Origin of the sequence: Palleronia sp. LCG004 (assembly GCF_032931615.1) — a bacterium.
Lineage (GTDB): Bacteria > Pseudomonadota > Alphaproteobacteria > Rhodobacterales > Rhodobacteraceae > Palleronia.
In genome coordinates, this window is the sequence record NZ_CP136759.1 from 1,453,936 (window position 1) to 1,476,880 (window position 22,945).

At 65.9% G+C, this 22,945-nt stretch carries 21 protein-coding genes; 5 read left to right on the forward strand and 16 right to left on the reverse strand.

Going from position 1 to position 22,945, the window contains the following annotated elements:
- Nucleotides 1-147 precede the first annotated feature (147 nt).
- Complete coding sequence (opgC, locus tag RVY76_RS06985) at nt 148-1,323, forward strand: OpgC domain-containing protein (protein WP_317376662.1); 1,176 nt, start codon at nt 148-150, stop codon at nt 1,321-1,323.
- Between the two features lie 106 nt (nt 1,324-1,429).
- Entirely contained in the window at nt 1,430-2,383 is a 954-nt protein-coding gene (locus RVY76_RS06990) for a hypothetical protein (RefSeq protein ID WP_317376663.1), read from the forward strand.
- A 4-nt stretch (nt 2,384-2,387) separates the two neighbouring features.
- Here the strand turns inward: RVY76_RS06990 and RVY76_RS06995 are convergent, their stop codons facing one another.
- The 10 genes from RVY76_RS06995 to RVY76_RS07040 form a co-directional block, all read right to left on the reverse strand.
- Complete coding sequence (locus tag RVY76_RS06995) at nt 2,388-3,671, reverse strand: TRAP transporter large permease (RefSeq protein ID WP_317376664.1); 1,284 nt, start codon at nt 3,669-3,671, stop codon at nt 2,388-2,390.
- The gene (locus RVY76_RS07000) at nt 3,664-4,179 is read right to left on the reverse strand and encodes a TRAP transporter small permease (RefSeq protein ID WP_317376665.1); all 516 of its coding nucleotides are present in this window, start codon (nt 4,177-4,179) and stop codon (nt 3,664-3,666) included. The genes RVY76_RS06995 and RVY76_RS07000 overlap by 8 nt, the downstream gene beginning before the upstream one ends.
- Nucleotides 4,180-4,237: 58 nt before the next feature.
- Nucleotides 4,238-5,218: a TRAP transporter substrate-binding protein gene (locus RVY76_RS07005; RefSeq protein WP_317376666.1), complete on the reverse strand. Its 981-nt coding sequence runs from the start codon at nt 5,216-5,218 to the stop codon at nt 4,238-4,240.
- 73 nt (nt 5,219-5,291) lie between these two features.
- Nucleotides 5,292-6,167 (reverse strand): NAD(P)-dependent oxidoreductase, encoded by an 876-nt coding sequence (locus RVY76_RS07010; protein WP_317376667.1) that lies wholly within the window; start codon nt 6,165-6,167, stop codon nt 5,292-5,294.
- Between the two features lie 21 nt (nt 6,168-6,188).
- On the reverse strand, nt 6,189-7,586 hold the full coding sequence (locus tag RVY76_RS07015; RefSeq protein ID WP_317376728.1) for an amidase: 1,398 nt from the start codon (nt 7,584-7,586) through the stop codon (nt 6,189-6,191).
- 5 nt (nt 7,587-7,591) lie between these two features.
- Nucleotides 7,592-8,404, reverse strand: coding sequence for a dipeptide/oligopeptide/nickel ABC transporter ATP-binding protein (locus tag RVY76_RS07020; RefSeq protein WP_317376668.1), 813 nt, complete (start codon nt 8,402-8,404; stop codon nt 7,592-7,594).
- A complete protein-coding gene (locus RVY76_RS07025) occupies nt 8,397-9,191 on the reverse strand; it encodes an ABC transporter ATP-binding protein (protein ID WP_317376669.1) in 795 nt (264 codons plus the stop codon). The genes RVY76_RS07020 and RVY76_RS07025 overlap by 8 nt, the downstream gene beginning before the upstream one ends.
- Nucleotides 9,188-10,003 (reverse strand): ABC transporter permease, encoded by an 816-nt coding sequence (locus tag RVY76_RS07030; RefSeq protein WP_317376670.1) that lies wholly within the window; start codon nt 10,001-10,003, stop codon nt 9,188-9,190. Before RVY76_RS07030 ends, RVY76_RS07025 begins: the two co-directional genes overlap by 4 nt.
- Nucleotides 10,000-10,953, reverse strand: coding sequence for an ABC transporter permease (locus tag RVY76_RS07035; RefSeq protein WP_317376671.1), 954 nt, complete (start codon nt 10,951-10,953; stop codon nt 10,000-10,002). Before RVY76_RS07035 ends, RVY76_RS07030 begins: the two co-directional genes overlap by 4 nt.
- 37 nt (nt 10,954-10,990) lie before the next feature.
- Complete coding sequence (locus RVY76_RS07040; protein WP_317376672.1) at nt 10,991-12,493, reverse strand: ABC transporter substrate-binding protein; 1,503 nt, start codon at nt 12,491-12,493, stop codon at nt 10,991-10,993.
- A 224-nt stretch (nt 12,494-12,717) separates the two neighbouring features.
- Between RVY76_RS07040 and RVY76_RS07045 the strand changes: the two genes are divergently transcribed.
- Nucleotides 12,718-13,926, forward strand: a complete 1,209-nt coding sequence (locus RVY76_RS07045; protein ID WP_317376673.1) for an SMP-30/gluconolactonase/LRE family protein — start codon at nt 12,718-12,720, stop codon at nt 13,924-13,926.
- Nucleotides 13,927-13,959: 33 nt separating this feature from the next.
- On the opposite strand, the gene RVY76_RS07050 is transcribed toward RVY76_RS07045, so the two are convergent.
- The 4 genes from RVY76_RS07050 to xylF form a co-directional block, all read right to left on the reverse strand.
- Nucleotides 13,960-14,916, reverse strand: coding sequence for a YihY/virulence factor BrkB family protein (locus RVY76_RS07050; RefSeq protein ID WP_317376674.1), 957 nt, complete (start codon nt 14,914-14,916; stop codon nt 13,960-13,962).
- 252 nt (nt 14,917-15,168) lie between these two features.
- Nucleotides 15,169-15,957 (reverse strand): ATP-binding cassette domain-containing protein, encoded by a 789-nt coding sequence (locus tag RVY76_RS07055; protein WP_317376675.1) that lies wholly within the window; start codon nt 15,955-15,957, stop codon nt 15,169-15,171.
- Nucleotides 15,958-15,961: 4 nt separating this feature from the next.
- Nucleotides 15,962-17,269 (reverse strand): sugar ABC transporter permease, encoded by a 1,308-nt coding sequence (locus RVY76_RS07060; protein ID WP_317376676.1) that lies wholly within the window; start codon nt 17,267-17,269, stop codon nt 15,962-15,964.
- Between the two features lie 90 nt (nt 17,270-17,359).
- Entirely contained in the window at nt 17,360-18,388 is a 1,029-nt protein-coding gene (gene xylF, locus RVY76_RS07065; protein WP_317376677.1) for a D-xylose ABC transporter substrate-binding protein, read from the reverse strand.
- A 218-nt stretch (nt 18,389-18,606) separates the two neighbouring features.
- Between xylF and RVY76_RS07070 the strand changes: the two genes are divergently transcribed.
- Both RVY76_RS07070 and RVY76_RS07075 read left to right on the forward strand, forming a co-directional pair.
- The gene (locus tag RVY76_RS07070) at nt 18,607-19,881 is read left to right on the forward strand and encodes an ROK family protein (RefSeq protein ID WP_317376729.1); all 1,275 of its coding nucleotides are present in this window, start codon (nt 18,607-18,609) and stop codon (nt 19,879-19,881) included.
- On the forward strand, nt 19,878-21,380 hold the full coding sequence (locus RVY76_RS07075) for a CRTAC1 family protein (RefSeq protein ID WP_317376678.1): 1,503 nt from the start codon (nt 19,878-19,880) through the stop codon (nt 21,378-21,380). Before RVY76_RS07070 ends, RVY76_RS07075 begins: the two co-directional genes overlap by 4 nt.
- Here the strand turns inward: RVY76_RS07075 and kduD are convergent.
- Entirely contained in the window at nt 21,377-22,123 is a 747-nt protein-coding gene (gene kduD / locus RVY76_RS07080) for a 2-dehydro-3-deoxy-D-gluconate 5-dehydrogenase KduD (protein WP_317376679.1), read from the reverse strand. The two genes, RVY76_RS07075 and kduD, sit on opposite strands and share 4 nt — an antisense overlap.
- Nucleotides 22,120-22,944: a 5-dehydro-4-deoxy-D-glucuronate isomerase gene (gene kduI / locus RVY76_RS07085; RefSeq protein WP_317376680.1), complete on the reverse strand. Its 825-nt coding sequence runs from the start codon at nt 22,942-22,944 to the stop codon at nt 22,120-22,122. Before kduI ends, kduD begins: the two co-directional genes overlap by 4 nt.
- Nucleotide 22,945 lies beyond the last annotated feature (1 nt).

Here is a 22,945-nt window from a genome sequence, read left to right on the forward strand (position 1 = left end):
TCTTCTTGCGGCTGCATGAATTAGTTAATAATACCGCTAAAGTAATATCTCGATTATTTTTCGCAATAACGACCGTCCAGTACAAACTTGACTGAATGATCAAATACGTCCTACGGAAGCATCACTACCACGCTTCGGGACCATTTCATGCGCATTAAAACCTTAGATGGATTAAGGGGTTGCTTTCTCCTTTTAATGATGTGGATGCATTTATATCCACTTTCATCAAGTATAGGCTTGATCAATCATCATCTCTTCAGCTTTGCTGACGCAGCTCATGGTTTTGTGGCCCTTTCAGGTTTGGTGGTAGGGATCGTTTTCACCAGAATACTTGAAGAGAAAGGCAAACAAGATCTTTTTCGGATCGCATTTAAACGACTTAGAATAATTTATGTCTATATCGCAGTGACCAGCCTCGTCGGATGGGCTTTGATTAAGTTTATTCCTACCGTACCTGGATCATATGATGCGGAACGCGCTCGCTTCACTGAGATCTCCGATCTTGGCCAGATGCTTCTTTTGATCAAGAATGTGATTCCGAACGGTGATATTCTGCCGATGTACCTTATACTTATCGCGCTTTCGCCTTACGTCATTTTACTCTGCAAATCGGGAAAAGCATCCGTAGTTCTCTCTCTATCCCTCGCGGCGTGGTCACTTTCACAGTTCGGCTTACCTCAGTTTCTGGGCAGGAGCGCCTTTGACGCGATCGGAATGGAATTCCTGTCATTTTCATCAGCCTTCGACATCTTTGCATGGCAATTATTGTTTATACTACCATTATATTTAGGGTTCAGAATCAGAACTGATCAAAAAGTTCTGCCCACAATTGATTACTATCTACGAAAACATAAGGTCGCCATATTCATCGCCTTTGCCTCCCTGATCCCGCTAACCATCCTCGCCGACCTCGCACGCGGCTCGGCACATCTTGATATTGAGCAAGCCACGAGAATTCTAAGATACGAAGACAAGTTCCTGCTGACTCCCTTCTACATTCTCAGCATGCTGATAAATTCATGCGTTATTTATATTCTATGCTCAATCGCTCCCGGCTCCTCGGTAGCTGTCATAAATTTCATCGGCAAAGTTATTAGACGCGTATTAACCTCGTCCGTTATGATCAATCTTGGCAAGCGCTCGATCGAAGTATTTTCTGCGCATATCTTGATTGTATTGATCGTAAGATTGACAGTACCGGTTGATCAATTGTCTGATCTTGTACGCTCAGTTTTGCAAGTTGGGCTTACGGCTTCCCTCTTCCTCGTACCGTCTTTGTTGCAACTTCTTGGATCTACACGTCAAAAGATCAGCTTGACCTGACGGAAAGAGCCGAACGGGACCTAACGCTATCGGCAGTCCTTTGAGAAAATCACGATGACGTTCCGTGCGAAGTTTACTATAATCTGTTCGATTGATGGAGACGTCGATGCCATTCCACGACATCGCCCGGCAGGACCGGTACGGGCCCGAGGTGGCCGAGTACCGGCTCATGCTCATCACGGATGAGGACAAGGCGTCGCAGGTCACGCTCGACGACGGCGAGACCTACTTCATGGCGCATCTCCGCTACTGGACGCTGACCCGCCGCGACGGGCGGTACAGCTTCGAGGCCGTGCCCGAGATCGAGGGCGGAGAGGAGCATGTCTATTCCAAGTTCGGCGAGGTCGACCGGGATACGTTCCGCGGCGGCGAGTTCTCGGAACTCGTCAAATGGGGACGGCACATGATGGTCTTCGATGACCGCACCGGCATCGTGGGCGAGGTTCGTGGCGAGGATCACACGATCATCCCGCGCCAGATCCTCATGACCGGACCCGGCGATGCCCTTCAGAAGGGCTTCAAATGCGAATGGGCGACGCTGAAGGGCGACGACCTCATCGTCGGATCGCATGGCAAGAGGCCGAGCGAGGAATGGGTCAAGCGCATCGATGCGAGCTATCGCGTCGAGAGCCTTGATTGGGGCGGGATCTACCGAAAGATGCGCGAGGCGTTCGGGGTGGGCGAAGAAGGTTATGTCGTCCACGAGGCCGCTGAATGGCATCCCCTGCGCGGCAGATGGTACTTCTTTCCGCGCAAGATCTCGACGACGCCCTTCGACGAGCCGATCGACGAGCGCGAGAAGGGCAACAACCTCCTTCTGGAGGCGTCCGAGGATTTCTCCGACATCCGCATCCTCCCCGTGGGCGAGCGTGTGCCCGAACGCGGCCCGTCATCGCTCAAGATCGTGCCGGGGCGGCCAGAGGAATTCGTCTATATGAAATCCGTCGAGATCGGCGACCACACCGAAAGCTGGATCGGTGCCGCATCTCTCGACGGGACGCTCCTCGCCGACGAGGTGAAGGTCGGCGACTTCAAATGCGAGGGGATCGAGTTCACCTGAGGGCTCAGAACCCGCTGACCCTCGGCAGCCATGTCGAGAGCATCGGCACGAAGGTGATGAGCAGGAGCGCCGCGATTAGCGCCGCGAAGAAGGGCGGCATCTCCCGCACGAGGACCCAGGGCTTGATCCGCACAGTCGACGAGACGACGAAGATCAGGCTGCCCACGGGCGGCGTGGTCAGTCCGAGCGTCAGGTTCACGATCACGACGATCGCGAAATGGTTCGGATCGATGCCGAGCGCGAAGCTGATCGGGGCCAGGATCGGCACGAGGATCATGACCCCCGGAAGCGGGTCCATGAACAGACCGAAGACCAACAGCAGCACGTTGATGGCGAGCAGGAAGACGATCGGCGAAAGATCCCAGGCGATGATGGTCTGCGCCAGATATTGGGGGATCCCCTCGATGATGAGGATCCAGGCAAAGGCGCGCGCGGCCCCGAGGATCAGCAGAACGGCCCCCGAGACGAGCGCCGCACGCAGGATGATCTGCGGAAGATGGCGCACCTTGAGCGAGCGATAGACGAACATCCCCACGACCAGCGCATAGAACACCGCCACGACCGACGCCTCGGTCGGCGTGAAGATCCCGAAGCGGATACCGCCGACGATCAGCAGGATGAGCAGCAGCGCGGGCACCGCATGAAGGGCGATACGCGCGATCTCGCGCACCGGCGGCATGGGCTCTCCGGTCGCGTAGCCGCGCCGGTGACTGACCCGCGCATTGGCGATCAGCACCATGAGGGTGATGAGCAGTCCCGGCAGCACGCCCGCCATGAACAGCGATCCGACCGAGACGTTCTGGTCCTGCATCGCATAGATGATCATCGTGATCGACGGGGGGATGATCGGCCCGACGACCGAACTCGCGATGGTCAGCGCGCCGGCATAGGCACGGTCGTAGCCGCCGCGCTCCATCATGCGGATCATCACCGATCCCGGCCCCGCCGCATCGGCCAGTGCGCTGCCCGAAATGCCCGCGAACATGGCCGAACTCACCACGTTCGCATGCCCGAGGCCGCCCTTCAGGTGCCCCACGAGCGATTGCGCAAGCCTCAGCACGGCGAGCGTCACCGCACCGCCGGTCATGATCTCGGCGGCCAGAATGAAGAACGGCACGGCCAGCAGCGGAAAGCTGTCGAGCCCCGCGAACATTTCCTTCACGACGACAAGGTTGGGGTAATTCGACCCGAGGCTCAGCGCCGCGAAGACGGCCATGGCCATCGCGAAGGCCACCGGGATGCCGAGCGCGAGCAGCACGAAGAGGGCAGCAAAGAGGATCTCAGCCATTCTGCGCGTCCGGCAGCGCCGCATCCTCGTCGCCGGGCTTGTACTCTCCCGCCATCACGAAGGGCCGGGCGATGAAGAGGAGGTGCACGATCAGCAGCCCGAACCCCACCGGCATCGCGGCATAGACATAGAGGAACGGCATCCGCAGCGCGGGGGTCAGCTGCGACTGCATCCGCAGCGCGTATTCCACGCCCACCTGCACCATGAACGCGAAGAAGACCAGCAACCCCAGGCAGATGACCCCGCGCAGGATCTTCTGCAGGCGTCCCGGAAGCGCGTCCTGAAGGTTCGTTATCGCCACATGGCCACCCACCCGCAGCGCGAGCCCCGCCCCGCCGAACGTCATCCAGATCATCAGATAGCGCGCCGCCTCGTCCGCCCATGGCAGCGAGTGGCCCGTCAGGTACCGCAGCGAAATGTTCGCGCCCACGATGAGGGGCATCGCGGCCAGGATCGCGATCAGCGCCCAGCCATTGGCCGCCACGAATATCTCTTCGAGCCGTTTCATCGAGCGGCCTCCGGATGGGTCGCGCCGGCACCCGATCTCGGGCATCGGCGGGACGGAATCACTGGTAGGTCACGATCGACTCGACGAAATCCTGCCCGTAAGTGTCGTAATACCCGTCATAGGCATCCGCGATCGCCTCCTGGAAGTTCGCCTTCTCCTCGGCCGAAAGCTCGTTGATCTGCATGCCGCGCTCCCGCAGCGTCTCGACGCCGCTCGTCTCGACCTCGTCGACATAGGCGCGCATCGCGATCACCGCCTCTTCGGCCGCGGTCTCGAAGACCTGCTTCTGGCTGTCGTCGAGCCCGTCCCAGAACGGCTTGGACACAAGAAGGATCGCCGGCGAATAGACATGGCCCGATAGCGTCAGGTAATCCTGCACCTCGTCGAGGCTCACCGACACGATGACCGAGAGCGGGTTCTCCTGTCCGTCGATCACGCCCTGCTGCAGGGACGAGATCACCTCGGGCCAGGCCATCGGCGTGGGGGCGGCCCCCATCGCGTCGAAGGCGGCGAGGTGAACCGGATTCTCCATCGTGCGGATCTTCAGCCCCTCGACATCGGCGGGCGTCTCGATCGGATTGCGGTTGTTGGTGATGTGGCGGAACCCCTGCTCGCCCCATGCAAGGCCGTGCAGATCGACATCGTCGAACCTGGCGAGGATCTCCTGCCCGATCTCGCCGTCGAGCACGGCGCGCGCGTGATCGAGATCGCGGAACAGGAACGGAATGTCGAAGACGCCCGTCTCGGGCACGAAGTTGGCGAGCGTGCCGGACGACACGATCGTCATCTCGACCGTGCCGATCTGCAGCCCCTCGATCACCTCGCGCTCACCTCCGAGCCCCGAGGACGGGAAATGCGTGAAGGTGAACTGGCCGTCGGCATTCTCGGTCACGACCTCCTCAAACCGCTCGGCCGCGACGCCGTAATGGCTGTCGGGTGCGAGGGCATAGCCGATCTTGACGTCGGTCTGGGCGAAACCCGGTGTGCCGAGCGCGATGAGGGCCCCGGCGAACGCCGGTGCACGGAAACTGAACGCCATGATATCCTCCCTGGAAGCGTGCCGACAGTGCTACCGAACGCCGTTTTGACTGACAAGCCCGCTGCGCGCGCAGCTACTTGCGAAAGATCCGCACGAGTTCCGGGATATAGGCCTCTCCCTCGCCGGTCGCGAGCGCGCGCTCCATCGCCGCCGCGACGCCGTCGGCCACGACGTGCCGCGCGCCGGCCTCCTCCGACATCTGCCGGTAATAGCCGATATCCTTTGCCCCGTTCGAGATCGAGAAGGCCAGCCCCTCGCGATCTCCGTCCTTGAGGTAGGGCGTCAGCCGGTCGAGTGCGGCCCCCGCCCCGCCCCCCTTGGCGAGTACGTCGATCAGCACCTCCGGGTCGACATCGGCATCGGCGGCCAGCGCCGCCGCCTCGGCCAGCAGCGTCACCGAACCGATCGAGACGAAGTTGTGCAGCAGCTTCATCCGGTGCCCGTGACCGACGGGACCCACATGCGTCACGTTCTCGGCAAAGGTGTCGAGCACCGGGCGCACCTTTTCCAGCGTCTCGTCCGCGCTGCCGACGAGCAGGTTGAGCTTGCCCTCATGCGCGTGACGCGCCGTCCGTGTCATCGGCGCGTCGAGATAGGCCCCGCCGGCCGCCTCGACCGCGGCCGCCATCCTGAGCGTCGAGGCCGGCAGCGCGGTCGAGCAATCGATCACGATCGTGCCGGGCCGCAACCCCGAAAGCAGACCGCCTTCGCCCTCGACGATCGCCTCGACCTGCGGCGATCCCGTCACGCAGAGAATGACGACATTCGCGGCCCGGGCGATCTCGGCCGGGCTCCCGCGGGTCGTCGCACCGAGATCCGTCAGTTCATCCGTGGGCTGGTTTCCCGGATGGTCGAGAAAGACCAGCGGGTAGCTGCCCTTCCGCATCACGTTGCGCGCGATCCCGTGGCCCATCAGGCCAACGCCGATCATTCCGATCTCGAAATTCATCCGAACCTCCTCTCAGGTCATTCAGGTCTGCGCCGACGGACGGCCATCGATACGCGGCCAGCCGATCGGGTCCTCGCGCATCCCCTCCCAGAGCCGTGCGAGACCCAGCACGCGGACATCGTGGAACCGCGGTCCCACGATCTGCAGACCGATCGGCATGCCGCTGTCCGAGAACCCGCAATTGACCGACACCGCCGGTTGCTCGCCCATGTTCCAGGGCACGGTAAAGCCGATATGCTCGAAGGGACGCGCCGGATCGTTGACGGGCGAGGCCCAGTCCGCGGGATAGTCGTTGGCGGGATTGACCGGCGACAGGATCGCGTCGAGGCCGTGGAACGCACGTATGGTCGCCTCGCGCATAGCAAAGATCTGGTCCGCGCCGCGCGCGACATCCGTGCCGCTCGCCCGCGCGGCCCCTTCGGCCCATTCGCGGATATAGGGCAGGATCAGCTCGCGTTTCTCGGGCGTGAACCCTTCCATCTGCGACCAGAACCGCGCGCGCCACGCGATGTCGAGACCGTCGATCATCTCGCGCGTCATCACGGGCGGGATCTCCACGATCTCGGCCCCCGCCGCGACAAAGGCCTCCGCCGCGCGTTTCACCGCGGCCACCACCTGCGGCTCGGGGTCGAGCCCCACCCCCGCATCGAGCATGAGGCCGATCCGCAGCCCGGACATGTCGGCCTCCGCGTCGTAATCGAGCGCCTCGTAGGGCAGCGCCATCGCGTCACGCCAGTCCGGCCGCGCGATCGTCGCCATGAGCAGCGCGGAATCGTCCACCGTCGGCGTCATCGGCCCGGCGCAGCGACCCGTATAATAGGGCGAGATCGGCACCCGCCCGTTCGACGGCTTGAACCCGCAGATCCCGGTAAGCCCGGCGGGAAGCCGGATCGACCCGCCGATATCCGTCCCGATATGCAGCGGGCCGTATCCCGCCGCCGCCGCCGCCGACGCCCCGGCGGACGACCCACCGGGATTCTTGGCCGGATCCCATGGGTTGCGGCTGAGCCGGTGAAAGCTCGACAGCCCCGAGGTCAGCATGCCGTAATCCGGGCTCGTCGTCTTGGCAAAGCAGATCGCGCCGGCCTCGCGGAGGCGTGCGGCCGTCGGGGCATCTTCCTCTGCCGGGACAAGCTCGGTCGCCGCCGTGCCCATCGGCACGGCCTCCCCGCGCGTGGCGATGAGCTCCTTGATCGTCACCGGCATCCCGTCGAGCGGGCCTTGCGGGGTGCCCTTCACCCACCGCGCTTCCGAGGCGCGGGCCTCGTCCATCGCGCGCTCGGGCGCGAAGGACCACAGCGCGGCGACCGTGGGCTCGCTCGCCTCGACGCGCGCGATCAGCGCGTCCATGTAGTCGACGGGCGAAATCGTCTTCGCGGCGAAATCCGCGAGCGTCTCGCGCGCGGTCCGGTCGAGCATCTCGGTCAAGTCCTGTCCTTTCCTTGGCGGGCGTGGCGGCGGCCGATCACCTCGAGCGTTGGCTCGGCGGCGATCAGGCTCCGCGTGTAGTCTTCGGAGGGCGCGTCGAGCACGTCGCGCGTGGCTCCGCGTTCGACCACCCGACCCTGCCGCATCACCACGACCTCGTCGCAGATCTCGTCGACCACGCCGATATTGTGAGTGATGAAGAGCACGCCGATCCCGGTCTCCGCCCGCAATTCGAGGATCAGGTCGAGGATCTGCTTCTGCACCGTAAGGTCGAGCGCCGAGGTCGCCTCATCCGCGACCAGCAGTTTCGGCCGCGAGATGAGCGCGCGGGCGATGGCGATGCGCTGCCTCTGACCGCCCGAGAATTCGTGCGGATACCGCTCGGCATCCGCCGCCGTCAGCCCGACATCCTCGAGCGTTCTCGCCACAAGATCGCGGCGTTCCCGCCCCTTCGGCGCGTCCTCGACCAGATGCAGCGGCTCGGCCACGATGCGGTGGACCTTCTGGCGCGGATCGAGCGACCCGTAGGGGTCCTGGAACACCATCTGGAAATCCCGCCGCGCCCGCCTCAGTTCGGACGGCTTCAGATCGAAAAGCGACCGCCCCGCGATCTCGACCCGGCCCGCATCGGGCCGCTCGAACGCCATGACGGCCCGGGCGAGCGTCGACTTCCCCGATCCGCTTTCGCCCACGACCCCGAGAATGCGCCCCGGCCCGAGGCTCAGCGACACGTCGTCGAGCGCCGCGATGCGACTGTCGCCCATCTCGAAGATGCGGCTGAGACCTTCGACGCGCAGCAGATCAGACATCGCCACCCCCGAGAGACAGGCGCGAGCGCCGCGGCATCGCGTCGAGCAGCTTGCGGGTATAGGGATGGCCGGGGCGGCGCAGGATCGTCTCGGTCTCGCCCCGTTCCATCTCCTCGCCGCGATACATGACGAGCGTGCGGTCCGCGATCCGCGCGATCACGCCCAGATCGTGCGAGATGAAGATCAGCCCGAGGTTCAGATCGCTCACCAGATCGTCGAGGATATCGAGGATATCGGCCTGCACCGTCACGTCGAGCGCGGTGGTAGGCTCGTCCGCGATCAGAAGCTCGGGCTCGAGCGCGAGGGCGATGGCGATGCCCACACGCTGACGCTGGCCACCCGACATCTCGTGCGGAAAGCTGTCGATGCGGGCCCGGGCATCGGGAATCTTCACCCGGTCGAGCAGTCGCAGCGCCTCGGCCCGCGCCTCGCGCGACGACAGACCCCGGCGCAGGCGCAGCCCTTCGGCGATCTGGGCACCCACGCGCATCGCGGGGTTCAGCGCGCTCATCGGCTCCTGGAAGATCATGCCGATCTTGCGCCCGCGAATGCGGTCGAGCTCCCCCTCGCGCATCGTCAGGAGCTCTTCCCCGTCGAGCCGGATGGAGCCCGTGGCCCGCGCCGACCGCGGCAAAAGACCGATCGTGGCGAGCGACAGCACCGACTTGCCCGACCCGCTTTCGCCTACGATGCCCAGCGTCTCGCCACGGGCGAGGTCGAGGTCGATGCCCTTCACGACCTCCCTCTGGCCGAAGCTCACCCGCAGGTCCCGGATCTCGAGCATCATGCCGCCTGCCTCCGTCGCGGGTCCATCGCGTCGCGCAGCCCGTCGCCGAGCAGGTTCAGCCCCAGCACCGCCACCGCGATGGCAAGCCCCGGTGCCAGCACCAGATGCGGAGCGGAGCCGAGATAGGTCTGCGCCTCGCCCAGCATCCGGCCCCATGACGGGTTCGGCGGCGCGGCCCCCATGCCCAGAAAGCTCAACCCCGCCTCGGCCAGGATGGCGAGGCCCGTCTGGATGGCGAGCTGCACGATGATCTGCGCCGAGATGTTCGGCAGGACATGCTCGACCGTGATGCGCGCCGCACCCTTCCCGGCCATGCGCGCCGCCACGATATAGTCCCGCGCCCAGATCTGGATCGCCGCCCCCCGCGCGATCCTGGCGAAGACCGGCACCATGAACACGCCGATCGCCACGATCGCGGTCGTCGCACCAGGGCCCAGCAACGCGCCCAGAAGGATCGCCGACAGGATCGGCGGAAAGGCGAAGAGCACGCCCATCACGGCCATCGCCGCGCGTTCCGAGCGCCCCCCGCGCGCGGCCGCGGCCACGCCGATCGCGGTGCCGACAGCCCCCCCGACGATCACCGCGACGAGCGCCGTGCCGAGCGATGTCCAGGCCCCCGCCATGACGATCGACAGCACGTCCCGCCCGATCTGGTCGGTCCCGAGCGGGGCCGCCGCGCTCGGCCCCTTCAGGCGATTGACGATGTCCATGCCGGTCGGGTCGGCCGGTGTCCAGACCCGGCTCAGAAGCGCGGTCCCCACCAGAAGCGTCGTGATCGCGCCACCGAGCCAGAGGGAAAGCGGCCCCCTCATGTGCGGGCCCTCAGACGCGGATCGAGAACCGCATAGAGCAGATCGACGACCACGTTCGAGACAAGCACGATGGCCGCGAACAGCAGCACGACGTTCTGCACCACGATGAGGTCGCGCTGCGCCAGTGCGTTGTAGGCGAGCGTGCCTATCCCCGGCAGGGTGAAGACGTTCTCGACCAGCACCGTGCCGGAAATCAGGAACGGGATCTGAAGGCCCAGCATCGTCACGACCGGCAGCAGCGCATTGGGAACGGTGTGCCGCCAGAGCGCGCGCCTGCGCCCGAGCCCCTTGGCCCGTGCCGTGCGCACGAAATCCTCGGCCGTGATCTCGGCCACGGCGGCGCGTGTCACGCGGGTCAGCACGGCCGCCTGCGGAATGGCGAGCGCGACCGCCGGCAGGATCAGCGCCGAGATCGCGGCACCGATCCCCGCATCCCATCCCGCGAAGCCCCCCGTGGGCAACCATCCGAGCCCGAGCGCCACGCCCAGGATCAGCAGCAGGCCGATCCAGAAGTTCGGCACCGCGATCCCCACCTGCGCGAAAAGCTGCGCGGCCCAGTCCACCGCCCCGCCGGGACGCTCCGCCGCGAAGACGCCCAGCGGCAGCGCGATCGCCACCGACATGACCGTCGCCAGAACCGTGAGCGGCAGCGTCACCGCCAACCGCTGCGCGATGAGATCGCCCACCGGAATGCCATAGGTATAGGACGTCCCCAGATCGCCGGTGGCGAGCCCGACCAGCCAGTCGAGATACCTCAGCATCAGCGGCTGGTCGAGCCCGAGCTCGGCGCGCAGGGCCGCGACCGTCGCGGGCTCCGCGCTCATGCCGAGAATGATCTCGGCGGGATCGCCGGGTGCCGCCTCGATGAGGAGGAACACGACGAGGGACGTGCCGAGCAGGATGGCCAGAATGCTGGCCATCCGCGTCGCGATACGCGCGGTTCGGGTCATGAGCGGGGCTGTCTTCTTCGGGATCGGTCGGGTCGGATCACTCGGACCAACGTACGTCCGTCATGTCGTTCGACGGCACCGGCGCGTTTTCCCACACCCCTTCGAGACCCGCCTTCCAGATGCCGAGCTTCGGCTCGGAATAGATGAAGAGCGCGGGCAGATCCTCGGCCAGGATGCGCTGCGCCTCGCCATAGGCGGCCTCGCGGTCCTCGACGGATCCGGCATTCGCGATCTCGTCCATCGCGGTGGCGAACGCATCGCTGTGGTAGTTGAAGTAATAGGGATCGCGATTGTAGATATCGATGTCGAGCGGCTCGGCATGACCGATGATCGTCATGTCGTAATTGGTGTCCTGGAACACGTCCTGGATCCAGGCGGCCGGAAAGTCCGAATTGACGATGTTCGCGGTCACGCCGATCTGCGCGAAATAGGCCTGCATGATCTCGGCCGAACGCTGCGCGTAGGGGCGGTTCGGTACCTTGAAGGTGAACTCGAACCCACCGCCGAGCCCCGCCTCCTCGAGCAGCGCCTTCGCCGCCTCGGGGTCGTAGGGTGCGACATCGGTGAGATCGACATAGGCCGGGCTCGCTGGCGAGAAATGCGACCCGATGGGCGTGCCGTAGCCGGACTTCACCGCCTCGACCACGGCGTTGCGGTCGATCGCCTGCATGAGCGCGCGACGCACGCGCGCGTCGTCGAAAGGCTCTCGCTCGCTGTTCATTCCGGCGACGACTTCCATCTCGCCGGCCCCCACATGGGTCTCGAACGCGTCGTCCTCCGCGAACTGACCGAACAGCTCGGGTGCCCCGAAAAGCGAGATGACGTCGACCTGACCCGACCGGATCGCGGCCGCCTGCGCCTGCGGATCCGAGATGAAGCGCGCGACAATCCGCTCCAGCGCGGGGGCCTCGCCCCAATACTCGTCCCAGCGCTCCATGATCACGCGGTCGCCCTGCCGCCAATCCGTGACGCGGAACGGACCGGTGCCGACGGGCTCGGTCTGGTTGGTGGGCGTCGAGACCGGCTCGACCATCACGGCGGCCGGAAAGCCCAGCCAGTAGAGCAGGTCCGAGGACGGCGCGGAGAGGGTCAGCACCAGCGTCGTGGCATCCGGTGCCTCCACGCTCTCGATCTCGTCGTAGAGCGCCTTCTGCCCGCTCACCGAATCCTCGGCCAGGATGCGGTCGAGCGTGAATTTCGCCGTCTCGGCGTCGAAGGCCTCGCCGTTCTGGAATGTCACGTCGTCGCGCAGCGTGAACGTGTAGGTCAGCCCGTCATCCGAGATTTCCCACTCGGTGGCGAGCTGCGGCACGATCTCGCCGTCGCGGTCGATCGCGACGAGCCCCTCGAACACGTTCTGCCAGGTGACCTCTCCCGCCGCGACGGGCGCGCCCACCGTCGGATCGAGGCCCGCGGGCTCGACCGACTGCACGAAGGTCACCGTGCCGTCCTCGCCCTGCGCGAGCGCGGGACCGCAGAGGATCGCGGCCAGCAGAGCGCCGGCCGTGCTGAAGGTGACGCGGCGTGGGGCGATATGCATGGGCGTTTCCCTGTCTCTGGCAACCGTCCGGTCCCGTACCCGGACGTCGTGTCTGTCGCGACGGACCCTCCCGGCCCGTTCGTTCGGGCACAAGCTATGACCGAATGCGACCGAGTGTGAAGGGCGAATTTCGACATCGCGGTCCGTTGGATGCCCGACGTGAAAGAACTGGCGTGACCTTGCGTCACGTGCCAAGCTCGATTCCGTCCAGGGAGGATGACCAGATGACAAAATTCCACCGCACGCTGAGCCGTCGCCAGGCACTCGGTGCGATCGGCGCAGGCGGCGCAGGCATCGCGCTTGCCGGCCGAAGCCTCGCACAGGAGAATGCCGAACTCGGCACGCCGCTGACGACCATCACCGACCCGCCGCGAAGCTTCGCGCCGGACGCGCCTCCGAGCGTCTATTTCTGGGACCCCGACGTCATCACTGTCGATCCCGCCTTCCAGGGCCTGGCCCAGCCCAACGCGCCGATCGAACGGCTCTGGACCGGGGCGCTCTGGGCCGAGGGACCGGCCTGGAGCGGGGTCGGCAAGTATCTCGTCTTCAGCGACATCCCCAACAACCGGCAGATGCGCTACCTGTCCGAGGACGACCATGTCAGCACGTTCCGGATGCCGTCGCAGAACTCCAACGGCAATTCCTTCGACCATGAGGGACGCCAGCTCAGCTGCGAACATCTGACCCGCCGCGTCGTCCGCTACGAGCTCGACGGCTCGGTCACGATCCTCGCCGACAGCTTCGAGGGGAACCCCTTCAACAGCCCCAACGACGTCGTCGCCCATACCGACGGCAGCTACTGGTTCACCGACCCGCCCTATGGCGGCCAGCTCTACGAGGGCGCGCCGGACGTCGCCGGTGGCCCCTCCAATCCCGATGGGCTGATCGATCCGACGCTGGGCCAGCCGCCCGGCATCGGCACGATGCAGCGCGAGATGCCGACCGCGACCTACCGCATCGCGCCCGACGGGACCGTCGCGCGCGTGGTGGGCGAGGATCAGGTCCCCGACCCCAACGGCCTCGCCCTCTCGCCGGACGAGGACAAGCTCTATATCGCCTCGACGGGCCCCGGCCCGGGCGATGGCGGCGAAGGCGGCGAGGGCAACATCTTCGTCTTCGACATCGAGAACGGCGAGGCCATCAACGGGCGCATCTTCAGCGAATGCATGGTCGACGGCGTGAAATGCGGACCCGACGGGCTGGCGATCGACGTCTACGGCAACGTCTGGGCGTCGTCGAATGCAGGCCGCAACGTGGGCTATAACGGCGTGACGGTCTGGTCGCCCGAAGGCACCCTGCTCGGCCGGATCCGCCTGCCCGAGGTTTGCGGCAACCTCTGCTTCGGCGGCCCCAAGCGCAACCGCCTCTTCATGACGGCGAGCCAGTCGCTCTATGCGGTCTACACCGCCACGCAGGGCGCGGGCCCGGCGTGACCCTCCGCCCCGTCCGGATCCTCCGGGCGGGGCTCACTCCTTGCTCATTTCCTCGCGGTTCATCAGCTGCACCAGCCTGCGGATCCTGAGCGCGCGGTTGAACTCTCCCCCGGCGATGAGGACGAGCGCCGCGAGATAGATGAAGTAGAGCGCCGCGACGATCCCCGCGAGGCCCGCGTAATAGCTCGAATAGCTGGCAAAACTCCGCAGGTAGAACGAGAACGCCGCCGTGAACAGGATCCAGATCGTCAGCGTGAAGAGCACGCCCGGCCAGATGTTCCTGAACCGGATACGCCGCGCCGGCAGAAAAAGATGCGCCACGAAAAGCGCCGCGATGAGGATGATCGCCGCCGCCGGATAGCGCACCAGCCCCACGGTGACCGAGGCCGGATCGAATTCCGGCATCAGCTGGTGCAGCAGCGACCCGATCTGCGGCGCGATCACGAGCAGGTATCCCACCATCGCGAAGGCCAGGCTGCCCACTACGACGACCGCGATCTGCACCGAATAGAGCAGCAGCGTCGAGCGGGTCTCCCGGATGCCGTAGGCCCGGTTCAGCCCCACGCGGACGCCATCCACGCCCCCGACCGCGAAGAAGATGGTGAGCAGGATACCGACGCTGAGCACGCCGCCGCGCTGGACGGTCATGACCTGTTTCACCTCTGACACGATCGGTTCGACCAGTGCCTGCGGCAGGATCGCGATCAGGAACTCGATAAGCTGATCGGCCATCGACCGGTCGCCGATGAACGCGGTGAGCGAACTGGTGAAGATGAGGAACGGGAATGCGGCAAGGATCGTGCGAAAGGCGACGTTGCCCGCCAGTCCGAAGGCATCGTCGCTCCAGAGCCGCAGGAACGTCTCGTGAAAGACCGCGCGAATGACGCTGAAGCCCGTCCCCTCGAGGAGGTCCTCCGGATGGTCGATCAGGATTCCGTGGGTCAGGACGGCATCCCGGCCCATCTTCTGTTGCGGCGCATTCGTGCTCATTGACGGCTCCCCGTGCGCGGTGCCGCCTCGGGGGAAGTGGACACTGCCCCGGAAGAGATAGGGGGCACGGCCCCCTTCTCCAGATTTTCAGCATGCATCAGGGCAAGGACGGCAGGATCGTGGCGGCGGAACCGACGACCAATGCCGCCCCCGACCGGCCTTTCGCTGCGGGATCGCCCCCCTTCCAGGCGGCGATCCGTGCGCCCCCGATCCTGCGCGACGTCACGAATGGCGGGCCCGCAGGCGCCGCGATCAGGCCGCCTCGCGCTTCGGGTTTTTGCCCAGGATGATCATCGACAGGATGTCGTCCTCGGTCACGTCCTCGACATGTTCGGTGCCGACCAGCGCGCCGTTCTTCATCACCGATACCCGATCGCAAAGCGCCATCATTTCGCGCGTGTCGTGGCTGATGAGAAAGATTCCGAGCCCCTGCGCCTTCAGCTCCTTGATGAGATCGGCGACCATCTCGGTCTCGTGGACGCCCAGCGCCGCCGTCGGCTCGTCCATGATGACGATGCGGGCGTTGAAATAGACCGCCCGCGCGATGGCGACCGATTGTCTCTGGCCGCCCGAAAGCGCCGAGACCGGCACGCTGAACTTCTTGAAGTTGGGGTTGAGGCGCTTCATGATCTTGCGCGTCTCGGCCTCCATCGCACTGTCGTCGACAAGGCCCAGAGGCGTGGTGAGCTCCCTTCCGAGGAACAGGTTCGCAGACGCGTCGAGATTGTCGGCGAGCGCGAGCGTCTGGTAGATCGTCTCGATATTGTAGTTGCGCGCATCCGCCGGGCTGCGGATCTCCGCACGCTCGCCATTGATGAGGATCTCGCCGGAATCGGCGCGGTAGGCCCCGGCGAGGATCTTGATCAGCGTCGATTTCCCCGCCCCGTTATGGCCCAAAAGGCCCACGACCTCGCCGGGAAAGAGGTCGATCGACACCCGGTCGACCGCCTGCACGCCCCCGAACGCGATCGAGATCTCCCGCATCGAGACCAGCGGCGTGCCCGACCGGTCGACGCTGGACGACTTCGTTGTCTCGGTCATGGTCTCAGCCCTCCACGCGGCGGCGATAGATGATGTCGATGAGCACGGCGAGCACGAGGACCGTTCCCACGACGATGTTCTGCAGGGGCGCATCGACACCGACCATGGCCATGCCCGATTGCAGCGACTGCATGATGAGCGCACCGAGGATCGCGCCGTAGATCGTGCCGACCCCGCCGGCCAGGGCGGTTCCCCCGATCACCGCCGCGGCGATGACGCGAAGTTCGTCCAGCGTGCCGATATCGTTCGAATGGAACGTCAGGCGCGCCGAGGCGACCATCGCGGCGATGGCGACGAGCATCCCCATCAGCGCAAAGACCTTGACCGTCAGCTTGCGCGTGTTGATCCCCGACAGCTCTGCCGCGTCGGGGTTGCCGCCGGTCGCGAAGATGTAGCGCCCGAAGCGCGTCTTGCGGGCGATGACCGTCATGGCGATGGCCACGCCGATGAGCAGCAGCACCGAGATCGGCAGGCCGTAGGCGGCGGAGTAGCCTTCCGGCATCTCGATCCCCTGCGCGGCGAAATTGCGCTCGAGCACGCGGACGGGAATCTCGTAGGCGTTGAGGATCGCGATGAACCCGAGGATCGCCACCACGAAGATCGCTCCGGTCAGGATTTCGGCCCAGATCGGCTTGACGGGAAAATCGTGGCGCAGCTTGGCGCGGCGCGCCGACACGACGGCCAGGATCGCGGCCGCGGCGGCGATCAGCCCGACGACCCATGACATGGTCGAGCCCAGCGTCCCGTTGATCCCGCCGAAAAGCTGGAACGTCTCGTTGAGCGGACCGATCGTCTGCCCGTTCGTCAGGTACCAGGCCACGTTGCGCCAGACCAGCAGACCGCCCAGCGTCACGATGAAGGACGGAACGCCCAGATAGCCCACGATGAAGCCCTGGAACCCGCCGATGGCCGCACCGACCACAAGGCCCGCGACGATGGCGATCACGGCGAGCATCGGATGGCCGAGCGGCAGGCCCAGCAGATCCACGGCCCAGGATGTCTGGGTCATCGCCATGACGGCCGAACAGGTCGCGAGCAGCGCGCCCACGGCAAGGTCGATGTGACGGGTCACGATGATGAACACCATGCCCGTCGCCATGATCGCGACCGACACGGTCTGGATCGTCAGGTTGAAGATGTTGCGCGGCGTGATGAACTGGCCGCCCGTCATCACGTTGAAGAGCAGACAGATCAGGATGAACGCACCGACCATGCCCAGAAGCCTGAGGTCGAGTTCGAGCTGACTGAAGAAACTGCGGCGGGGGCCGGTGTGACCGGGCGTGTCGCCGCGATCCGTTGTCGCGTCACTCATGCGGATGAGGCTCCTCGACGAAGATGGAATATGGACGGAGAGCCGCCCGGTCGATGCCGGGCGGCCGTGTCGAGCAGGTCGCGTCGACGATCAGTTGCAGGGGGCCGGACCGCCGCTCACGCCCTGGCAGAGCTCTTCCTGGCTGATCCAGCCCGCATCGACGATGACCTCGAGATTGTCCTGAGTGACCGGAACCGGCTCGAGGAATTCGGCCCAGAGCGTCGTGCCAGCGGGCGAGGTCCATTCCTCGGCACCCTCGAGCTCGGACATCTCGGTGCCCGACGCGAGTTCGAGCGCGATCTCCCCCGCCCGCTTGCCGAGGTCGCGGCTGTCCTTCCAGACGCTGACCGTCTGCGTGCCCTGGGCGATGCGGTTCAGCGCCGCGAAATCGGCATCCTGCCCCGAGACGGGGATCCCCTCCATGCCCTGCGCCGTGAGGGCCGCGACCGCGCCGCCCGCGGTGCCGTCGTTCGAGGCCACGACCGCATCGACCTCGTTGCCGGTCTGGGTCAGGATCTGCTCCATGTTGCGCTGCGCGTTGGCCGGAAGCCACTGATCGGTATAGGCCTCGCCGACGATGGTGATGTCGCCCGCGTCGATCGCCGATTGCAGGACCTCCTGCTGCCCTTCGCGCAGGAAATCCGCGTTGGGATCGGTGGGCGAGCCCTTGATCATCACGTAGTTGCCCTCGGGCTGCTGCTCGAGCACGGCGCGCGCCTGCATCCGGCCGACCTCGATATTGTCGAAGGTCAGGTAGAAGGCGCGGTCGTCCTCGATCAGGCGGTCATAGGCCACGACGGGGATGCCCGCATCGTAGGCGGCCTGCACCGCGGGGATGATGGCCTGCGTGTCCTGCGCGAGGATCACGAGCGCGTCGACACCCTGCGAGATCAGCGACTCGACGTCCGACAGCTGCTTGGCGGAGGAGGATTGAGCGTCGGCCGACACGTATTCGGCACCGGCATCCTCGAGCGCGGAGCGGATCGCGGCCTCGTCGGTCTTCCAGCGTTCCTCCTGGAAGTTCGACCAGCTCACGCCGACGGTCATGCCGTCCTGCGCGAAGGCCACGGAAGTGAGCGATGTCGACAGCGCGGCGGCCGCAAGAAGTGAAAGACGCATGTATTCCTCCCAAGGATCCTTGCACTGCCGACGATCCGGCAGGCGATGATGCCAGCGCAAGATGCCGCCACTTACTTCGCCTGTCAAAATAATTCCTTCCGTAGATCGCGATATTCGTTAATCTCGGCCCGACCGGATCCGCTGCACCGCCGCAATTCGTGGATAATCCGGTCGAGGGAGCGGAATTTTCTATGGGTGGTGAAAAAATTGCGTTGGCCATGCCGCAAGCGGTCGCAGGTCGCGTCGGATGCGGTCCGCTGCTGCGGGCGAGGGCCGGAACCGGCGATGCGACGGCCCCGCTGCGCCAGCAGATCTTCGAATCGGTGCGTGCCGAGGGCACGATCAGCCGGGCCGAGATCGCCCGGACGCTCGGCGTCTCGCCCGGATCGGTAACGTCGGCCGCGACGGAGCTTCTCTCCGCCGGCTATCTGGAGGAAACCCATGCCCCCCCGCGCGACAGCGAGGGAACGGGCCGTGGCCGCCCCCCCGTCGCGCTGGCCGTGCGTCCGGGCGCGGGCCTCGTCGCGGGCATCAAGCTCAGCGAGACGGCCAATTCGGCGGTCCTCCACGATTTCGCGGGCGGCCCCGTCGCGCAGATCTCCGAGCCCGGAACCGGACGCGCGGTTCCGCCCGCGGCCCTCGCACGGATCGTCGCGCGCCTCGTCGATGCGGCCCTCGCGCAGGCCGGCCGCGAGCGGCACGAGCTCGACGCGCTCGGGATCGGGATGCCTGGTTTCGTCGACAGCGCGGCCGGCAACGTCCACTGGTCGACCCTGATCGACCGGCGCAACGTGCCGCTGCGCGACGTGCTCGAGCGCAAGCTCGGCCTGCCCGTCACGGTCGACAACGACGCCAATCTCCTGACGCTGGCCGAGCTCTGGTTCGGCGACGGACGCGAGGTCTCGACCTTCGCCGTCGTCACGATCGAACATGGCGTCGGCATGGGCATCGTGCTCGACAACCGGGTCTTTCGCGGGGCACGCGGTCTCGGGACCGAGCTCGGCCATATCAAGGTGCAGCTCGACGGCGCGCTCTGCCGCTGCGGCCAGCGCGGCTGCCTCGAGGCCTATGTCGCCGATTACGCGCTGGTGCGCGAGGCCTCCACCGCGCTCGACTGGTCGATGACGGACGGCCTCGACGCCTCGACGATCCTCGCCCGCCTCCACGAGGAGGCGAAGGCCGGAAACGCCGCCGCCAGGTCGATCTTTCGCCGCGCGGGGCGGTTCCTGGCCGTCGGGCTCGCCAATGTGGTCAACCTCTTCGACCCGGAACTCATCATCCTGTCGGGAGAGCGGATGGAATACGATTTCCTCTATGCCGACGAGGTGCTGGCCGAGATGATCCATGCGGCGATCCATGTCGATCGCCCGCCCCCGAGGGTCGAGATCCACGCCTGGGGCGACCTGATCTGGGCGCGCGGGGCGGCGGCGCTCGCGCTCGGGCAACTCACTTCCCTGCGGCTCGGCAGTGCCGGCGGACTGGAAACGGTATGAGACCTCTCGCGCTTCTCCTCGCGCTCGCCGCGACACCCGCATCGGCCGATGGTCCGGTTTTCGTCGATCGCGCGGGCGCGCTGCCCGTGGAGCATGTCTATTCGGGCGGCTGGGCGCATTTCGTGGGCGGTGGCGTCGCGATCCTCGACTGCAACGACGACGCGCTGCCGGACCTCTACGTCGCGGGCGGCGAAGGCCCGGCCCGGCTTTTCGTCAACGTCTCCGAACCCGGCGGCGACATCGCGTTCGAACCGGGCGAGGTGCCGGACCTGACCGGCGTCACGGGGGCCTATCCGGTCGATCTCGATGGCGACGGGCCGCTCGACCTGATGGTCCTGCGCGTCGGATCGAATGTCGTGCTCCGCGGCGCGGGCGCATGCCGCTTCTCGGCAGAGGATGCCCCCGACGGCACCGGGAGCGACGCCTGGACCACGGCCTTCTCTGCGACATGGGAGCCGGGACAGGATCGCCCCACCCTCGCCTTCGGCAATTACGTGGACATGGACGACCCCGACGGCCCGTTCGGGGCCTGCGACACCAACTGGCTCCTGCGTCCCGACGGCGAGGGCTATGCCGCCACGCCGCTCGATCCCGGGTTCTGCCCGCTCTCCATCCTCTTCTCCGACTGGAATCGCGACGGCACGCCGATGCTGCGCCTCTCGAACGATCGGCACTATTATCTGCGCGGCGGCTACGAGCAGATGTGGCGGCTCGACCCGCTGGAAGAGCTCGGCCCCGAGGATGGCTGGGAGCGTCTGAGCCTCTGGGGCATGGGCATCGCGAGCGGCGACATCACCGGAGACGGCCGCCCCGAGGTCATGCTGACCTCCATGGGCGACCAGGTGATGATGCGCAGCGACGGAGGTGCCTGGTCCGCGCTCCCCTACGAGATCGGAACCTATGCCCAGCGCCCCTATCAGGGCGACGACGGACGCCCCTCGACCGGCTGGCACGCGGAATTCGGCGATATCGACAATGACGGACGGCTCGACCTCTTTATCGCGAAGGGCAACGTCGACCAGATGCCGGGCCTCGCCATGGCCGATCCGAACAACCTCCTGATGCAGCAGCGCGACGGCACCTTCGTGGAACGCGGCGGCAGCGCGGGGATCGCCACGACCGACCGTTCTCGCGGCGGCGGGCTCGCGGATCTGAACGGCGACGGGCTGCTCGACATCGTCGTGGTGAACCGCCGCGCCCCGCTCGAGATCTGGCGGAATGCGACCGAGGCGACGGGCCACTGGATCGGTGTCTCGCTGCGTCAGCCCGGCGGCAATTCACGCGCCATCGGCGCCCATGTCGAGGTCAGAACCCCCGATGGTCTCCAGACCCGCGAAATCGTCGTGGGCGGCGGCCATGCGGGCGGCAGTGCCCTGCCCGCCCATTTCGGTCTCGGCTCCCGTGATCGGGCGGATCTGCGCGTGATCTGGCCCGATGGCGAGGCGACGCCCTGGCAGGACGTCGCGGCCGACCGGGTCCTGACGATTGCTCGCCCCTAACGGGCGAGCCAGCCGCCATCGACGCTCAGCACCGTGCCCGTCACGTAATCCGCGGCGGGCATGCAGAGGAACGTGACCGCGCCCGCGATATCCTCGGGCTGGCCCCAGCGTCCCGCGGGGATCCGGCCCAGGATCTCCTTCGAGCGGTCGGGATCGTCGCGCAGCGCCTCGGTATTGTTGGTCGCGACATAGCCGGGTGCCACCGCGTTCACGTTGATCCCCTGTCCGGCCCATTCGTTGGCGAGCACCTTGGTCAGCCCCACCACGCCATGCTTCGACGCGGTGTAGGACGGCACACGGATGCCCCCCTGGAACGACAGGAGCGAGGCGATGTTGACGATCCGACCGCCCCCGCCGGACGCGATGCGCCCCTTCGCGAAACGCTGGCAAAGCAGGAAGACGGCCTTGAGGTTCACATCGATCACCGCGTCCCAGTCGGCCTCGGTGAAATCGACACTGTCCTCGCGGCGGATGATCCCCGCATTGTTGACCAGGATATCCAGATCGCCCGCCTGCTCCAGCCGCGCGGCCCCTTCGGCCGGATCGGCGAGGTCCATCTCGAACGCCTCGGCCGACCCCCCCTCGCCCGTGATCGTCGCGACCGTCTCGTCGCAGGACGACCGTCCGGCGCAGACCACATGCGCGCCCGAACGGGCCAGATCCACCGCGATGGCCTGACCGATCCCGGTATTGGCCCCCGTGACGAAGGCGCGACGCCCGTCGAGGGTGAACCGCGCGTTCATCGCAGATCCTCCATCGCGACCATGTCCATATCGGTGAAATCCACGTTGTCGCCCGCCATGGCCCAGCAGAACGTGTAGGCCCCCGTGCCGCAGCCCGAATGGATCGACCATGGCGGAGAGATCACCGCCTCCTCGTTGCCCATCACGATATGCCGCGTCTGATCGGGTGCCCCCATGAAATGCATGACGCGCGCCTCGGGCGACATGTCGAAATAGAGATAGGCCTCCATCCGGCGATCATGCGTATGGGCGGGCATCGTGTTCCACACACTCCCCGGGGCGAGCTGCGTGTACCCCATGACAAGTTGACAGGTGTCAACCACGTCGGGATGCAGGAATTGCAGGATCACCCTCTCGTTCGCCTCTTGGGACGAGCCGAGCTCGACCCGGCGCGCATCCGCCAGCCGGACGAGCCGCGTCGGATGCGTTGCATGCGCCGGGGCCGACAGGACATAGAACCGCCCCGCGCCCGAGAACTCGACCGGGCCCGCGCCGCGCCCGACATAGAGGATCTCGCCCGTGGCGATCTCGTGCGTCTCGCCCGCGACGCGGACCTGACCGGCCTCGCCGATATTGAGGATGCCGGCCTCGCGCCGGTCGAGGAAGCTCTCGGTCCCGGTCTCGGCCACGCGGTCGAGGGTCAGCGTGCCGCCATCCGGCACGACCGACCCGATCAGCAGGCGATCGTAATGCGAATAGACGAACGTCGCCTCGCCCGGCCGGAAGAGACCGCCGACGTGAAAATGCGCCCGCAGCCCTTCGGTGTCGAGGTCCTTGGCGGTTGCGGGATCGATCGCGTGGCGGGTGGTCGTGGCTGTCATC

Excerpts from the sequence above, each read along its gene's own strand:
- RVY76_RS07055 (WP_317376675.1), bottom strand. The coding sequence starts at position 15,957 with ATGACCGAGACAACGAAGTCGTCCAGCGTCGACCGGTCGGGCACGCCG.
- RVY76_RS07000 (WP_317376665.1), bottom strand. The coding sequence starts at position 4,179 with ATGAAACGGCTCGAAGAGATATTCGTGGCGGCCAATGGCTGGGCGCTG.
- RVY76_RS07045 (WP_317376673.1), top strand. The coding sequence starts at position 12,718 with ATGACAAAATTCCACCGCACGCTGAGCCGTCGCCAGGCACTCGGTGCG.
- RVY76_RS07075 (WP_317376678.1), top strand. The coding sequence starts at position 19,878 with ATGAGACCTCTCGCGCTTCTCCTCGCGCTCGCCGCGACACCCGCATCG.
- RVY76_RS07060 (WP_317376676.1), bottom strand. The coding sequence starts at position 17,269 with ATGAGTGACGCGACAACGGATCGCGGCGACACGCCCGGTCACACCGGC.
- RVY76_RS07070 (WP_317376729.1), top strand. The coding sequence starts at position 18,607 with ATGCCGCAAGCGGTCGCAGGTCGCGTCGGATGCGGTCCGCTGCTGCGG.
- RVY76_RS07005 (WP_317376666.1), bottom strand. The coding sequence starts at position 5,218 with ATGGCGTTCAGTTTCCGTGCACCGGCGTTCGCCGGGGCCCTCATCGCG.
- xylF (WP_317376677.1), bottom strand. The coding sequence starts at position 18,388 with ATGCGTCTTTCACTTCTTGCGGCCGCCGCGCTGTCGACATCGCTCACT.
- RVY76_RS07040 (WP_317376672.1), bottom strand. The coding sequence starts at position 12,493 with ATGCATATCGCCCCACGCCGCGTCACCTTCAGCACGGCCGGCGCTCTG.
- RVY76_RS07035 (WP_317376671.1), bottom strand. The coding sequence starts at position 10,953 with ATGACCCGAACCGCGCGTATCGCGACGCGGATGGCCAGCATTCTGGCC.
- RVY76_RS06990 (WP_317376663.1), top strand. The coding sequence starts at position 1,430 with ATGCCATTCCACGACATCGCCCGGCAGGACCGGTACGGGCCCGAGGTG.
- RVY76_RS07025 (WP_317376669.1), bottom strand. The coding sequence starts at position 9,191 with ATGATGCTCGAGATCCGGGACCTGCGGGTGAGCTTCGGCCAGAGGGAG.
- kduI (WP_317376680.1), bottom strand. The coding sequence starts at position 22,944 with ATGACAGCCACGACCACCCGCCACGCGATCGATCCCGCAACCGCCAAG.
- RVY76_RS07015 (WP_317376728.1), bottom strand. The coding sequence starts at position 7,586 with ATGCTCGACCGGACCGCGCGCGAGACGCTCGCGGATTTCGCCGCGAAG.
- RVY76_RS07010 (WP_317376667.1), bottom strand. The coding sequence starts at position 6,167 with ATGAATTTCGAGATCGGAATGATCGGCGTTGGCCTGATGGGCCACGGG.
- RVY76_RS07020 (WP_317376668.1), bottom strand. The coding sequence starts at position 8,404 with ATGTCTGATCTGCTGCGCGTCGAAGGTCTCAGCCGCATCTTCGAGATG.
- RVY76_RS06995 (WP_317376664.1), bottom strand. The coding sequence starts at position 3,671 with ATGGCTGAGATCCTCTTTGCTGCCCTCTTCGTGCTGCTCGCGCTCGGC.
- RVY76_RS07050 (WP_317376674.1), bottom strand. The coding sequence starts at position 14,916 with ATGAGCACGAATGCGCCGCAACAGAAGATGGGCCGGGATGCCGTCCTG.
- RVY76_RS07030 (WP_317376670.1), bottom strand. The coding sequence starts at position 10,003 with ATGAGGGGGCCGCTTTCCCTCTGGCTCGGTGGCGCGATCACGACGCTT.
- opgC (WP_317376662.1), top strand. The coding sequence starts at position 148 with ATGCGCATTAAAACCTTAGATGGATTAAGGGGTTGCTTTCTCCTTTTA.
- kduD (WP_317376679.1), bottom strand. The coding sequence starts at position 22,123 with ATGAACGCGCGGTTCACCCTCGACGGGCGTCGCGCCTTCGTCACGGGG.